Below are 13,713 nucleotides of genomic sequence, written 5' to 3'. Positions count from 1 at the left end.
AAGTTGGAGCAGGGTGCACGATCACAGAACGTATGCAACCCATTGCCGGTGCTTGCGTCAAGTGACCAGGGGCAGTGGCGATCATGCCACTGCCCCTGAGTGTGTCACGCGAGGTGACCGGGTGTCAGACGGTGCCTCCGGCACCGGTCCCCGCCGTGCCGGCGATCTGCGCGTCGTTCGGGCCCACGACTGCGCCCGTCGACTTCTTGGCGCGCCGCAGCCGGCGCTCCAGCCAGCTCGCGAACGAGGTGAGGGCGAAGTTGAGCGCGATGAAGATGACGGCCACGACCGTGAAGCTGGCGATGATGTTGGCGCCGTAGTAGCCGCTCATCGTGTTCGCCGAGGAGAGCAGCTCGGAGTAGGTGAGGACGGCACCGCCGAGCGCGGTGTCCTTCACGATCACGACGAGCTGGCTGACGATGGCCGGGAGCATCGCGGTGACGGCCTGCGGCAGCAGGATCAGGCGCATCAGCTGTCCCTTGCGCAGACCGATCGCCATCGCCGCTTCGGCCTGGCCCTTGGGCAGGGACAGGATGCCCGCCCGGACGATCTCGGCGAGGACCGAGGCGTTGTACAGCACCAGACCGGTGACGACCGCGTAGAGCGGACGGTCGTCGGAGGAGACGTTGGTGTACTGGGCGAACAGGGCGAGGCCGAAGATCATCAGGACCAGCACGGGGATGGACCGGAAGAACTCGACCACGATCGCGGCCGGCACCCGGACCCACGCGTGGTCCGACAGACGGGCGATGCCGAGGACCGCGCCGAGCGGCAGCGCGATGATCACTGCCAGGGCGGCGGCCTTCAACGTGTTCTGCAGGCCCGGCCAGATGTACGTGGACCAGGCCTCGGTGCCGGAGAAGAACGGTTCCCACAGGGCCCATTCCAGCTGGCCCTTGTCCTTGAGGGCCTTGTACACCCACCACAGCACGGCAGCGACGGCGACCAGGAAGATCACCGTGAGGACGACGTTGCGCCGCTTGGCGCGGGGTCCCTGGGCGTCGTACAGAACGGAGCTCATCGCTTCACCGCCACCTTCTTGCCCACCCAGCCGAGGATCAGGCCGGTCGGCAGGGTCAGGACCACGAAACCGAAGGCGATGATCGCTGAGATCAGCAGCAGCTGCGCCTCGTTCTCGATCATCTCCTTCATCAGCACCGCTGCCTCCGCGACACCGATGGCGGCGGCCACCGTGGTGTTCTTGATGAGGGCGATCAGCACGTTCGCCAGCGGGACGACGGACGAACGGAACGCCTGCGGCAGCACGACCAGACCGAGCACCTGGCGGAAGTTGAGGCCGATCGCGCGGGCCGCCTCCGCCTGCCCGACCGGCACGGTGTTGATGCCGGAGCGCAGCGCCTCGCACACGAACGACGAGGTGTAGAAGATGAGGCCCAGGACGGCGAGCCGGAAGTTGATCGTCTCGACGTCGTCGGCGCCGAGGGAGACACCCAGCGTCTGGTTCAGGCCCAGCGACGTGAACAGGATGATCACGGTCAACGGGATGTTCCGCACGATGTTCACGTACGCGGTCCCGAAGCCGCGCATCAGCGGCACCGGGCCGACGCGCATGGCGGCCAGCAGGGTGCCCCAGACGAGAGAGCCGACGGCGGACAGCACAGCGAGCTGCACCGTCGTCCAGAAGGCCCCCAGTAGGTCGTAATCCTCAAGAAAGTCGAACACGATCTCCCGCGCTTCCGCGTATAGGGATGCCCCGGTGCGCCGCCTCGGACAGCGGCGCACCTGTCAGGCGTGGGCCTCAGCTCTTGATGTCGCCGATCTTCGGCGCGGGCTCGTTCTTGTAGTTCGCCGGGCCGAGGTTCTTGTCCACGGCCTTCTGCCAGGAGCCGTCGGCGACCATGTCCTCAAGGGCCTTGTTGATCTTGGCCTTGAGGTCGCTGCCCTTCTTGACGCCGATGCCGTAGTTCTCGTTGGTCAGCTTGAAGCCGCCGAGCTTGAACTTGCCCTTGAACTGCGCCTGGGAGGCGTAACCGGCGAGGATCGAGTCGTCGGTGGTCAGCGCGTCCACGGCACCGTTCTGGAGTCCGGGGAGGCAGGCGGAGTACGTCGGGTAGGGCTGCAGCTGGGCCTTGGGCGCCAGCTTGTCCTTGACGTTCTGCGCCGAGGTGGAGCCGGTCACCGAGCAGAGCTTGGCGTTGTTCAGGTCCTTCGGCGACTTGATCTTGTTGTCGTCGGCGCGGACCAGCACGTCCTGGTGGGCCAGCAGGTACGGACCGGCGAAGTCGACCTTCTCCTGGCGTTCCGGGGTGATCGAGTAGGTCGCGGCGATGAAGTCGACGTCACCGCGCTGGAGCATGGTCTCGCGGTCGCCGCTCTTCGACTCCTTCCACTCGATCTGGTCCTCCTTGTAACCGAGCTTCTTCGCGACGTACGTGGCGACGTCGACGTCGAAACCGGCGTAGCCCTGCGGCGTCTTCTGGCCGAGGCCGGGCTGGTCGAACTTGATGCCGACGGAGATCGACTTGCCGCCACCCGAGCCGGAGTCGCCCCCCGTGCTGTTGTTGCCGCCGCACGCGGTGGCGGCCAGGGAGAGAGCGAAGACGGTGGCCGAGGCGGCGGTGACCTTGCGGAGCTTCATGGTGAACATCCTTTGGCTGATGAAGGAGATGCGGGCCCTCGAAGGGCGGGCGACGTGGGCCGCGTCCGGCGCGACCCTCGCCCTCAGTGGTGCAGGATCTTCGACAGGAAGTCCTTGGCACGGTCACTGCGCGGGTTGCTGAAGAACTGGTCGGGCGCAGCCTCTTCGACGATCCGGCCGTCCGCCATGAAGACCACGCGGTTTGCAGCCGATCGTGCGAAGCCCATCTCGTGGGTGACGACGATCATGGTCATGCCGTCGCGGGCGAGCTGCTGCATGACCTCCAGCACCTCGTTGATCATCTCGGGGTCGAGCGCCGAGGTGGGCTCGTCGAAGAGCATGACCTTCGGCTCCATGGCCAGGGCCCGCGCGATGGCGACGCGCTGCTGCTGGCCGCCGGAGAGCTGCGCCGGGTACTTCTCGGCCTGCGCGCCCACGCCGACCCGGTCGAGCAGCGCCCGGGCCCGCTCTTCGGCCGTCTTCTTGTCCTTCTTGCGGACCTTGATCTGGCCGAGCATCACGTTCTCGAGCACGGTCTTGTGCGCGAAGAGGTTGAAGGACTGGAAGACCATCCCGACGTCCGCCCGCAGCCGGGCCAGCTCCTTGCCCTCGGCGGGCAGCGGCTTGCCGTCGATCGTGATCGTGCCGGAGTCGATCGTCTCCAGGCGGTTGATGGTGCGGCACAGGGTGGACTTCCCGGACCCGGAGGGCCCGATGACCACGACGACTTCGCCGCGGGCGATCGTCATGTCGATGTCCTGGAGCACGTGCAACGCGCCGAAGTGCTTGTTGACGCTCTTCAGGACGACCAGTTCGCCGGTCGCGGCCACATCTTCCTTGGCCACCGATACTTCGGTCATCGCTCTAAGGCTCCGTCCTCCTCGGTTTCGGAGGACAGTAGTGACGGTCCACGACCTGCGTCATTACATCTGAGGGGAATCTGAGCATCACGATCCGATAGCAATCGGACACGTGTCGTAGCACTTATGAGCAGCGCTCATATCGGCCGGGTAACGGAAGCTCTCCGCAACCGGAACCCTCTTGACGCCGTCCTCATCCATCAGCGTGACTGCACAGGATGCACGCGCGCGTGTGCACGTGATTTGTACACATCCAGAGCGTACGGCCAGTGAATCGAAGGGGGCCCGGATGAGACTGCTGCTCGTCGAGGACGACAACCACGTCGCCGCCGCCCTGTCGGCGGTCCTGGCGCGGCACGGGTTCGACGTCACGCACGCGCGCAGCGGTGAGGAGGCCCTCCAGGCACTCGTCCCCGAGAGCGACTGCTTCGGCGTCGTCCTCCTCGACCTCGGCCTGCCCGACCAGGACGGATACGAGGTCTGCGGCAAGATCCGCAAGCGCACCAGCACCCCGGTGATCATGGTCACCGCGCGCTCCGACGTGCGCTCCCGCATCCACGGCCTGAACCTCGGCGCCGACGACTACGTGGTGAAGCCGTACGACACCGGGGAGCTGCTCGCCCGGATCCACGCCGTGAGCCGGCGCACCTCCCACGAGGACACCTCGAGCGGCATCGAGACCGAGCTGCGCCTGGGCCCCGTGCACATCGAGCTGCCCACGCGCCGTGTCAGCGTCGACGGGGCGGTGATCCAGCTGACCCGCAAGGAGTTCGACCTGCTGGCCCTGCTCGCGCAGCGGCCCGGGGTGGTCTTCCGCCGGGAGCAGATCATCAGCGAGGTGTGGCGGACCAGCTGGGAGGGGACCGGGCGCACCCTTGAGGTGCACGTCGCCTCCCTGCGCGCCAAGCTGCGCATGCCGGCCCTCATCGAGACCGTACGCGGAGTCGGCTACCGGCTCGTCGCGCCTGCCGGGTAGCGGGGCCGGGTGCGCACTCGTCTGCTCCCGCTGCTGATCGTCCTGATGGCGGCCGTGCTGCTGGCTCTGGGCGTCCCGCTCGCCGTCAGTCTGGCCGGCGCCCAGCAGCAGAAGGTCGTCGTCGACCGGATCGACGACACCGCACGCTTCGCCGCCCTCGCCCAGTTCGTCACCGACTCGCCCACCGACGCCGGCGCGTTCGAGAACGAGCGCCTGGCCGTGCTCAGCAGCGAGCTGAACAGTTACCACGAGGTCTACGGCATAAGGGCCGGTGTCTTCTACCGCAGCGGCAGTGCCATGGCTCAGGCACCGGCCAGTTGGTCACTGCCGAAGGAGGGCGAGGTACGGGACGCCTTCGACGAGGCGCTGCTCAGCCGCCGCAGCCACGACCCGGAGCAGGTGTGGCCCTGGCAGCGCCGCAATCTCGTGGTCGCCTCGCCGGTCATCCGGGACGGTGATGTCGTCGCGGTCGTCGTCACCGACTCGCCCACCGGGCAGATGCGCTCGCGCACGCTGCATGGCTGGCTGGTCATCGGCGCGGGCGAGGCCGCCGCGATGCTGCTGGCCGTCGGGGCCGCCCTGCGGCTGACCGGCTGGGTGCTGCGGCCCGTACGCGTCCTCGACGCCACCACCCACGACATCGCCACCGGGCGGCTGAAGTCCCGCGTCGCCGCCGCCGGCGGGCCGCCGGAACTGCGGCGCCTGGCCCGGTCGTTCAACGAGATGGCCGACAACGTCGAGGACGTGCTGGAGCAGCAGCGCGCCTTCGTCGCCGACGCCTCGCACCAGTTGCGCAACCCGCTCGCGGCGCTGCTGCTCCGCATCGAGCTGCTCTCCTTCGAACTGCCCGAGGGCAACCAGGAGATCGCCTCCGTCCAGGCCGAGGGCAAGCGTCTCGCGCAGGTACTGGACGACCTGCTCGACCTGGCGCTGGCCGAGCACAGCGAGGCGGATCTGAAGGTCACGGACATCGGCGCGCTCGCGGCCGAACGGGTCGCGGCCTGGGCCCCGACCGCAGAGGCCAAGGGCGTACGACTGGTGGGCGACTGCCCGCCGACGACCGCGTGGGCCGACCCGGTGGCCCTGTCCAGCGCGCTGGACGCGGTCATCGACAACGCGGTGAAGTTCACGCCCGAGGACCAGACCGTCGAGGTGACCGTCGCCCCCAACGGCGACACCTCCACCGTCGTCGTCACCGACCACGGCCCCGGTCTGACCGACGAGGAACTGGCCCGCATCGGTGACCGCTTCTGGCGGAGCGGGCGCCACCAGAACATCAAGGGCTCGGGCCTCGGGCTGTCCATCTCGCGGGCCCTGCTCGCGGCGGGGGGCGGTTCGATCGTGTACGACCACCACGAGCCGCACGGGCTGCGGGTGACGGTGCGCCTGCCCAGGTCCGGGCCGACCGCCTGACGGCAGCCGGCAGGGACGGGCTCGGGCGCTACGGCTTGACCGACTGGTAGTAGCGCTGGGCGCCGGCGTGCAGCTTGAGCGGGTCGGTGTAGATCGCCGTGCGGACGTCCACGAGCTGGGCGGAGTGGACGGTCGCGCCGATGCCGTCCCGGCTGTCGATCACGGTCCGGGTGAGCCACTCGGTGAGCCGGGGATCCACGTCCTTGCGCGTGACCAGCAGATTCGACACCGCCAGGGTGGGGACCGGGTCGCCGCGCTGGATGGTGGGGTAGGCCGACTCCGGCATCTTGGTGGCCCGGTAGTAGCGGGTGGCACCGCCCTGGTCGTGGAGCTTGGCCACGAGACGGGCGTCGATCGGCACGAACCGGAAGGCCGACGCCGACTTCTTGGCCAGCCTGCTGAGCCCGTCCGTGGGCAGGCCGCCCGACCAGAAGAACGCGTCGAGGCCGTGCCCCAGCCGCCTCGGCCCGGTGTCGATGCCGTCCGACGAGGGCTTGATGTCCTTCTCCGGGTCGATACCGGCGGCCTTGAGTACGCCGTTCGCGATCAGCCGCACTCCGGAGTCCGGCAGTCCTATGGCCACGTGCTTGCCCCGCAGGTCCGCGACGGAGCGGATGTCCGAGTCCGGCGGTACGACGAGCTGGACGTAGTCGTCGTACAGGCGTGCGACACCGCGCAGCCGGTCGGCTCCCGTGCCGTGGTCGAGCTTGTACGTGGCGACCGCGTCGGCCGCGGCGATCGCGAAGTCGGCCTTGCCCGTGGCCACGTCCATGACGTTCTCCTGCGAACCGGCACTGGTCTGCAGGCGCACGTTCAGGTCGGGCATGTCCTGGTCGAGGTCTTTGCGCAGGAGCTTGCCGTACTCGTGGTAGACCCCCGCGCGGGTGCCCGTGCTGAACCTGATCGTCCCGCCCGGCGGCTCCTCGGCCCAGGGCCGCAGCCACCACAGCAGCAGCCCGAGGACCACCAGGGAGGCGGCGCCGCCCTGCAGGGCCCGGCGCCTGCCGATTCGGGGGAACATCTTGGACATGCGCGAGATCCTGCCAGCCGTGGTGCCCCGCTGACCAGGGGAGGGCTCACAGGAGGGGGCCGACCTGAGGCGAGGGGTGTGTCAGTGGCGGCCACTACAGTCGCCCCCATGAGCTCCTCGCCCGCCGACCTGGTCCGTGAATTCCACCTCGCCTTCGGCCTGGACGCCCGCAGCACCCCGACGGAGATCTCCCCGGACCTCGCCGCCCACCGCGGCGAACTCCTCGCGGAGGAGGCCGCCGAGGTCGCCGAGGTGTCGGTACGGGGCCCGCTCGACCGGCTCGCCCACGAACTGGCCGACGTCGTCTACGTCGCCTACGGCACGGCCCTCGTCCACGGCATCGACCTCGACGCGGTCCTCGCCGAGATCCACCGCTCCAACATGACGAAGCTCGGCCCCGACGGATCGGTCTCCCGCCGTGCGGACGGCAAGGTGCTCAAGGGGGAGCACTACGAGGCACCGGACGTCACGGAGGTGCTGCGGAGGCAGGGGTGGGCGCCGGAGGGAACTGACTGATGGCCGGGGGAGCTGGCTGGCGGCGCGGGGGGCTGTGCGGGCCGGACCGGCTGACAGGCAGGGGGCGTGCCGGGCCGGAGCTCGCCGGCCGCCCGGGGCGCACCGCCCCGGTCCGGTCCGGGCCACACCGGACCCGACTGACCAGCGGCCCGGGGGTGCTGGACGGGACTGGCTGACGGTCCGGGGCACCCCGCAACCCCGGCCCTCAGTCCGCCACCGGCGCCTCCTCCGTCGTCCGGGGCGTCGTATCCGGCACGTCCTGGCGGGGTGCTCGGCGCCGGCTCCACCACATCGCCACGGGCTCCGTGTAACGCGCGGTGAGGGGACCCAGGACGACCAGGATGAGGACGTAGGCCGTGGCCAGCGGGCCGAGGGACGGTTCGATGCCCGCCGAGACCGCCAGACCGGCGATGACGATCGAGAACTCGCCGCGCGCCACCAGCGCACCGCCCGCACGCCAGCGGCCCTTCACGGAGATCCCGGCCCGCCGGGCCGCCCAGTAGCCGGTGGCGATCTTCGTCAGGGCGGTGACGACCGCCAGGCCCAGGGCGGGCAGCAGGACGGGCGGGATGCTGGACGGGTCGGTGTGCAGCCCGAAGAAGACGAAGAAGACCGCCGCGAACAGGTCGCGCAGCGGGCTCAGCAGGGTGTGCGCACCCTCCGCCACCTCACCAGACAGCGCGATGCCCACCAGAAAGGCCCCGACCGCCGCCGACACCTGGAGCTGCTGGGCCACACCCGCGACCAGGATCGTCAGCCCCAGCACGACCAGCAGCAGCTTCTCCGGATCGTCGCTGGAGACGAACCGCGAGATGAGCCTGCCGTAGCGCACGGCCAGGAACAGCACCAGCCCCGCCGCGCCCAGCGCGATCGCCAGGGTCACGCTGCCGGCCAGCAGCCCGACGCCCGCCACCAGGGCCGTGACGATGGGCAGGTACACCGCCATCGCCAGGTCCTCCAGCACGAGCACGCTGAGGATCACCGGCGTCTCCCGGTTGCCGACCCGGCCCAGATCGCCCAGCACCTTCGCGATCACCCCGGAGGACGAGATCCAGGTGACACCGGCCAGGACGACGGCGGCCACCGGACCCCAGCCCAGCAACAGCGCCACCGCCGCACCCGGCAGGGCGTTCAGCGCGCAGTCCACCAGACCGGACGGGTAGTGCGTCTTGAGGTTGGAGACCAGATCGCTCGCCGTGTACTCCAGGCCCAGCATCAACAGCAGCAGGATGACGCCGATCTCCGCGCCCGTCGCGACGAACTCCTCGCTCGCGCCCAGCGGCAGCAGACCACCCTCGCCGAAGGCCAGACCGGCCAGCAGGTACAGCGGTATGGGCGAGAGCCGGAAACGGCCGGCGAACCGGCCGAGCAGCCCGAGGCCGAGGATGATGGAACCGAACTCGATCAGCAGGACGGCTGAGTGCACCGGCTCACTCCCGCTCGAGTATCGTCGCGGCGGCGTCGACGCCCTCACGGGTGCCGACCACGATCAGCGTGTCACCGCCCGCCAGCCGGAAGTCCGGCGCGGGCGAGGGGATGGCCTCGGCCCGGCGCAGCACCGCCACCACCGACGCGCCCGTGTCCGTCCGCATCCGGGTGTCGCCCAGCACCCGCCCGTTCCAGCGCGAGGTGGCGGCCACCTCGATCCGCTCCGCGACCAGTCCCAGGTCCGTGGTGTACAGCAGGCTCGGGCTGTGGTGGGACGGCTTCAGCGCGTCGATCAGCGAACCGGCCTCCGAGCCGGTCAGCCGCAGGGAGTGCGCGCAGGAGTCGGGGTCGTCGGCCCGGTACATGTTCACGGTGCGGGAGCCGTCACGGTGCGCCACCACCGACAGATGGCGGTGTTCCCGGGTCTCCAGGTCGTACTGGACCCCGATTCCCGGCAGCGGCGTCGCCCTCAGGCGCGGAGCTGACACGTTTCTTCCCCTTGTTCGTCTTGATCGTCTTGCTTGTGTCGGTGTCGTGAGTGGTGTCGACCAACGGATCAGTCAACTCCGCATGCTGCCATCCGGCCGTACGGTGACGACATGGGTGTCGTGACGGATATACGCAGCGGCCGCTCGCCGGAGAAGGTGGAGGGGGCGGAGTCGTACGCGAAGGGCGGAAGGGGCGGATCCAGGAACGTGTCACTGTTCTGGCGGATCTTCTCGCTCAACGCCGCGGGCCTGATCGTGGCCACCGCGTTGCTGCTCGGCCCGGTCACCGTGTCCACGCCCGTGCTGGCGGGCGAGGCGCTCGTCCTGCTCGGCGGGCTGCTGATGCTGCTCGCCGGCAACGCGCTCGTGCTGCGCTTCGGCCTCGTGCCCCTGCAACGACTCGACCGGGCCATGGCCACCGCGGACCTGCTGCGTCCGGGCTCCCGCCCGGTGGTCGCCGGGCCCGCGGAGACGGCCGGGCTGATCACGACGTACAACACGATGCTCGACCGTCTGGAGGCCGAGCGGGCCGCGGGCGCCGCCCGGGCGCTGTCCGCACAGGAGCGCGAACGGCACCGGATCGCCCGGGAGCTCCACGACGAGGTGGGGCAGACCCTGACCGCCGTCCTCCTCCAGCTCAAGCGCGTCGCGGACCGGGCGCCCGAGGACCTGCGCGTGGAGGTGGGCCAGGCCCAGGAGGCGACCCGGGCCGGCCTGGACGAGATCCGCCGGATCGCCCGCCGGCTGCGCCCCGGTGTCCTGGAGGAGCTCGGCCTGGCCAGCGCCCTGCGCTCGCTCACCACCGAGTTCACGACGCATGGGCTGACCGTGCGCCACCATGTCACCGGCGACCTCCCCGCCCTGACCCCGGAGTCGGAACTCGTCGTCTACCGGGTTGCCCAGGAAGGCCTGACCAACACCGCCCGGCACGCCGCCGCCGACCGCGCCGAACTCCGTCTCCAGCAGGTCCCCGGCGGCGTCGAGCTCCTCGTCCGCGACAACGGCACCGGCCTCGGAGACGCCCCGGAGGGCGCCGGGATCACCGGCATGCGCGAACGCGCCCTGCTGATCGGCGCCGGCCTCACCCTCGAACCGGCCCCGGGCGGCGGCACCGACGTACGGCTGCGCGTACCGGTGACCTCGCGCGTACCAGTGACCGAAGGACCCCGCTGATGTCCACACCGATCCGCGTCCTGCTCGCCGACGACCACACCCTCGTACGCCGGGGAGTGCGCCTCATCCTGGACGGGGAGCCCGACCTCACGGTCGTGGCCGAGGCCGGGGACGGCGCCGAGGCCGTCGCCAAGGCCCGGGAGACCCCTGTGGACCTGGCCGTCCTGGACGTCGCCATGCCCCGCATGACCGGCCTCCAGGCGGCCCGCGAACTCTCCCGCAGGCTTCCCGGGCTGCACATCCTCATCCTGACCATGTACGACAACGAGGAGTACTTCTTCGAGGCGCTGAGGGCCGGGGCCAGCGGCTACGTCCTCAAGTCGGTCGCCGACCGCGACCTGGTCGAGGCCTGCCGGGCGGCCGTGCGCGACGAGCCGTTCATCTACCCCGGGGCCGAGCGGGCCCTCGTCCGCTCCTACCTGGAGCGGCTGCACGGGGGCGGCGGCCTGCCGGAACGGCCCATCACCGAGCGCGAGGAGGAGATCCTCAAGCTGGTCGCCGAGGGCCACACCTCGAAGGAGATCGGCGAACTCCTCTTCATCAGCGCCAAGACGGTCGAACGCCACCGCGCCAACCTCCTCCAGAAGCTCGGCATGCGCGACCGTCTGGAGCTGACCAGGTACGCGATACGGGCCGGTCTCATCGAGGCGTGAGGCGAACGCCCCGGTTGTCCACAGGCGACCGGGTCACCTTCGCAGACCGCCTACCCTTGTCCCCATGAGCAGCATCGACCGGAGCCAGTCAGTGGGCGGCACGCGCACATATGAGGTACGCACCTACGGGTGCCAGATGAACGTCCACGACTCCGAGCGATTGGCCGGTCTGCTGGAGGACGCGGGCTACGTCCGCGCCCCGGAGGGCTCCGACGGAGAGGCTGACGTCGTCGTCTTCAACACCTGCGCCGTGCGGGAGAACGCCGACAACAAGCTCTACGGCAACCTCGGACACCTGGCGCCCAAGAAGGCCGGCCGCCCCGGCATGCAGATCGCCGTCGGCGGCTGTCTGGCCCAGAAGGACCGCGACACCATCGTGAAGAGGGCGCCGTGGGTGGACGTCGTCTTCGGCACGCACAACATCGGCAAGCTGCCGGTCCTGCTGGAACGCGCCCGCGTCCAGGAGGAGGCGCAGGTCGAGATCGCCGAGTCGCTGGAGGCGTTCCCCTCGACCCTGCCCACGCGCCGTGAGAGCGCGTACGCGGCCTGGGTCTCCATCTCCGTCGGCTGCAACAACACCTGCACCTTCTGCATCGTCCCGGCCCTGCGCGGCAAGGAGAAGGACCGCCGCCCCGGCGACATCCTCGCCGAGATCGAGGCCCTGGTCGCCGACGGCGTCTCCGAGATCACGCTCCTCGGGCAGAACGTCAACGCGTACGGCTCCGACATCGGCGACCGCGAGGCCTTCAGCAAGCTGCTGCGCGCCTGCGGGAGGATCGAGGGTCTCGAGCGGGTCCGTTTCACCTCGCCGCACCCGCGCGACTTCACCGACGACGTCATCGCCGCCATGGCCGAGACGCCGAACGTGATGCCGCAGCTGCACATGCCGCTCCAGTCCGGTTCGGACCCGGTCCTGAAGGCCATGCGCCGCTCCTACCGCCAGGAGCGCTACCTGGGGATCATCGAGAAGGTCCGCGCCGCCATCCCGCACGCGGCGATCAGCACCGACATCATCGTGGGCTTCCCCGGCGAGACCGAGGAGGACTTCGAGCAGACGCTGCACGTGGTGCGCGAGGCCCGCTTCGCCCAGGCCTTCACCTTCCAGTACTCCAAGCGCCCGGGCACCCCGGCCGCCGAGATGGACGGCCAGATCCCCAAGAAGGTCGTCCAGGAGCGCTACGAGCGGCTCGTCGCCCTCCAGGAGGAGATCTCCTGGGAGGAGAACAAGAAGCAGGTCGGCCGCACGCTGGAGCTGATGGTCGCCGAGGGCGAGGGCCGCAAGGACGACACCACCCACCGTCTGTCCGGCCGGGCCCCCGACAACCGCCTCGTCCACTTCACCAAGCCCGACCAGGAGGTCCGCCCCGGCGACGTGGTCACGGTCGAGATCACCTACGCCGCCCCGCACCACCTCCTCGCCGAGGGCCCCGTGCTGGACGTGCGCCGCACCCGGGCGGGTGACGCCTGGGAGAAGCGCAACGCCGAGAAGTCGGCGAAGCCGTCCCAGCCGACCGGCGTCCTCCTGGGCCTCCCGAAGATCGGCGTGCCGGAGCCGCTCCCGGCTGCCACGAGCGGCTGCGGCTGCGACTGAACCCGGCGGGGCTGCGACCGAGCCGGACGAGCTGCGACCGAGCTCGGTGAGGGCCGCGGCTGAGCCCGGCGAGGGCTGCGGCTGAGGTGAGGTGGGGTGAGGTGGGGTGAGGCCCCAGGACGCCGCATGCGTGCGAGCGGCCGGTCAGGGTTACCCTGCCGATCATGCTTGTCGCCGCCGCTGTCTGCCCCTGCCCGCCCCTGCTGGTTCCCGAGGTCGCCGCCGGTGCCGCTCCGGAGCTGGACCCCGCGCGGGCCGCCTGCACGGACGCGCTGGGTCTGCTCGCCGCCGCCCGGCCCGGCCGGCTCGTGGTCGTCGGGCCGGTGGACGGCTCCGGGTGCGAGACGTACCCGGAGGGCACTCCGGGTACGTTCCGGGGCTTCGGGGTCGATCTCGATGTCCGGCTGGGCCAGGTCGGGGGCGCGCAAAACACGGAACGGCGGCTGCCGTACGCGCTGGCGGTGGGCGCCCGGCTGCTGGAGCGGACCGGGTGGTCCGACGCCCCGGTCGAGGGGCTCGGCGTGGGGGACCGGCTCTCGCCCGAGCGGTGTGCCCGGATCGGACGGGACATCGCCGCGCGGTCCGAGCGGGTCGCGCTGCTGGTGATGGGGGATGCCAGCGCGTGCCGGACGCTCAAGGCCCCGGGCTATCTGGACGAACGGGCCGCCCCTTTCGACGCGGAGGTCGCGCGGGCGCTCGGCTCGGCTGACCTGACGGCCCTGGAGGGGCTGGACACGGATCTCGCACACGAACTGAAGGCGTCCGGCCGTGCCCCCTGGCAGGTTCTGGCGGGCGCGGCCGAGGACGCGGGCCTCGGCGGAGCACTGCTGTACGAGGACGCGCCGTACGGCGTCGGGTACATCGTGGCCGGCTGGTCGTAGCCCCGGCCGCCAGCACGGGAAACTCCGACTCCACGCCGGACGTCACCTACCAGTACGACGCCGCCGGGCAGATGACCCTGCGCGACAACGGCGTCGTCTCCGAGG

At 70.4% G+C, this 13,713-nt stretch carries 14 protein-coding genes; 7 read left to right on the top strand and 7 right to left on the bottom strand.

Features of this window, described 5'->3' with window-relative positions:
* Positions 1-124 precede the first annotated feature (124 nt).
* The 4 genes from ABZ016_RS38795 to ABZ016_RS38780 form a co-directional block, all read right to left on the bottom strand.
* On the bottom strand, positions 125-1,021 hold the full coding sequence (locus ABZ016_RS38795; protein WP_356921466.1) for an amino acid ABC transporter permease: 897 nt from the start codon (positions 1,019-1,021) through the stop codon (positions 125-127).
* Positions 1,018-1,683, bottom strand: coding sequence for an amino acid ABC transporter permease (locus ABZ016_RS38790; RefSeq protein WP_356921465.1), 666 nt, complete (start codon positions 1,681-1,683; stop codon positions 1,018-1,020). Before ABZ016_RS38790 ends, ABZ016_RS38795 begins: the two co-directional genes overlap by 4 nt.
* A gap of 76 nt (positions 1,684-1,759) precedes the next feature.
* Entirely contained in the window at positions 1,760-2,599 is an 840-nt protein-coding gene (locus ABZ016_RS38785; RefSeq protein ID WP_356921464.1) for a glutamate ABC transporter substrate-binding protein, read from the bottom strand.
* Positions 2,600-2,682: 83 nt separating this feature from the next.
* Positions 2,683-3,459, bottom strand: coding sequence for an amino acid ABC transporter ATP-binding protein (locus ABZ016_RS38780; protein ID WP_356921463.1), 777 nt, complete (start codon positions 3,457-3,459; stop codon positions 2,683-2,685).
* Between the two features lie 289 nt (positions 3,460-3,748).
* On the opposite strand from ABZ016_RS38780, the gene ABZ016_RS38775 reads away from it, so the two are divergent.
* Positions 3,749-4,435 (top strand): response regulator transcription factor, encoded by a 687-nt coding sequence (locus ABZ016_RS38775; RefSeq protein WP_003993418.1) that lies wholly within the window; start codon positions 3,749-3,751, stop codon positions 4,433-4,435.
* Positions 4,436-4,444: 9 nt separating this feature from the next.
* Positions 4,445-5,848, top strand: a complete 1,404-nt coding sequence (locus ABZ016_RS38770; RefSeq protein WP_356921462.1) for a HAMP domain-containing sensor histidine kinase — start codon at positions 4,445-4,447, stop codon at positions 5,846-5,848.
* Positions 5,849-5,876: 28 nt separating this feature from the next.
* Here ABZ016_RS38770 and ABZ016_RS38765 read toward each other — a convergent pair whose 3' ends face one another.
* Positions 5,877-6,878, bottom strand: a complete 1,002-nt coding sequence (locus ABZ016_RS38765) for a TAXI family TRAP transporter solute-binding subunit (RefSeq protein ID WP_356921461.1) — start codon at positions 6,876-6,878, stop codon at positions 5,877-5,879.
* A gap of 108 nt (positions 6,879-6,986) precedes the next feature.
* On the opposite strand from ABZ016_RS38765, the gene ABZ016_RS38760 reads away from it, so the two are divergent.
* Positions 6,987-7,394, top strand: coding sequence for a MazG nucleotide pyrophosphohydrolase domain-containing protein (locus ABZ016_RS38760; RefSeq protein WP_356921460.1), 408 nt, complete (start codon positions 6,987-6,989; stop codon positions 7,392-7,394).
* Positions 7,395-7,599: 205 nt separating this feature from the next.
* On the opposite strand, the gene ABZ016_RS38755 is transcribed toward ABZ016_RS38760, so the two are convergent.
* Positions 7,600-8,820, bottom strand: coding sequence for a cation:proton antiporter (locus ABZ016_RS38755; protein ID WP_356921459.1), 1,221 nt, complete (start codon positions 8,818-8,820; stop codon positions 7,600-7,602).
* 4 nt (positions 8,821-8,824) lie between these two features.
* Positions 8,825-9,310, bottom strand: coding sequence for a TrkA C-terminal domain-containing protein (locus ABZ016_RS38750; RefSeq protein WP_356921458.1), 486 nt, complete (start codon positions 9,308-9,310; stop codon positions 8,825-8,827).
* Between the two features lie 111 nt (positions 9,311-9,421).
* Here ABZ016_RS38750 and ABZ016_RS38745 point away from each other — a divergent pair, with 111 nt between their 5' ends.
* The 4 genes from ABZ016_RS38745 (at position 9,422) to ABZ016_RS38730 (ending at position 13,608) form a co-directional block, all read left to right on the top strand.
* A complete protein-coding gene (locus ABZ016_RS38745) occupies positions 9,422-10,483 on the top strand; it encodes a sensor histidine kinase (RefSeq protein ID WP_356921457.1) in 1,062 nt (353 codons plus the stop codon).
* Positions 10,483-11,136, top strand: a complete 654-nt coding sequence (locus tag ABZ016_RS38740; RefSeq protein ID WP_356921456.1) for a response regulator transcription factor — start codon at positions 10,483-10,485, stop codon at positions 11,134-11,136. Before ABZ016_RS38745 ends, ABZ016_RS38740 begins: the two co-directional genes overlap by 1 nt.
* 64 nt (positions 11,137-11,200) lie before the next feature.
* A complete protein-coding gene (miaB, locus tag ABZ016_RS38735; protein WP_356921455.1) occupies positions 11,201-12,727 on the top strand; it encodes a tRNA (N6-isopentenyl adenosine(37)-C2)-methylthiotransferase MiaB in 1,527 nt (508 codons plus the stop codon).
* A 164-nt stretch (positions 12,728-12,891) separates the two neighbouring features.
* On the top strand, positions 12,892-13,608 hold the full coding sequence (locus ABZ016_RS38730) for a class III extradiol dioxygenase subunit B-like domain-containing protein (protein ID WP_356921454.1): 717 nt from the start codon (positions 12,892-12,894) through the stop codon (positions 13,606-13,608).
* Positions 13,609-13,713: the final 105 nt, after the last annotated feature.

This window comes from Streptomyces sp. NPDC006372 (assembly GCF_040612515.1).
In the GTDB taxonomy this organism is placed as follows: Bacteria; Actinomycetota; Actinomycetes; order Streptomycetales; family Streptomycetaceae; genus Streptomyces.
Note: the sequence above shows the minus strand (reverse complement) of the source record. Positions and strands in the feature narration are given on the sequence as shown.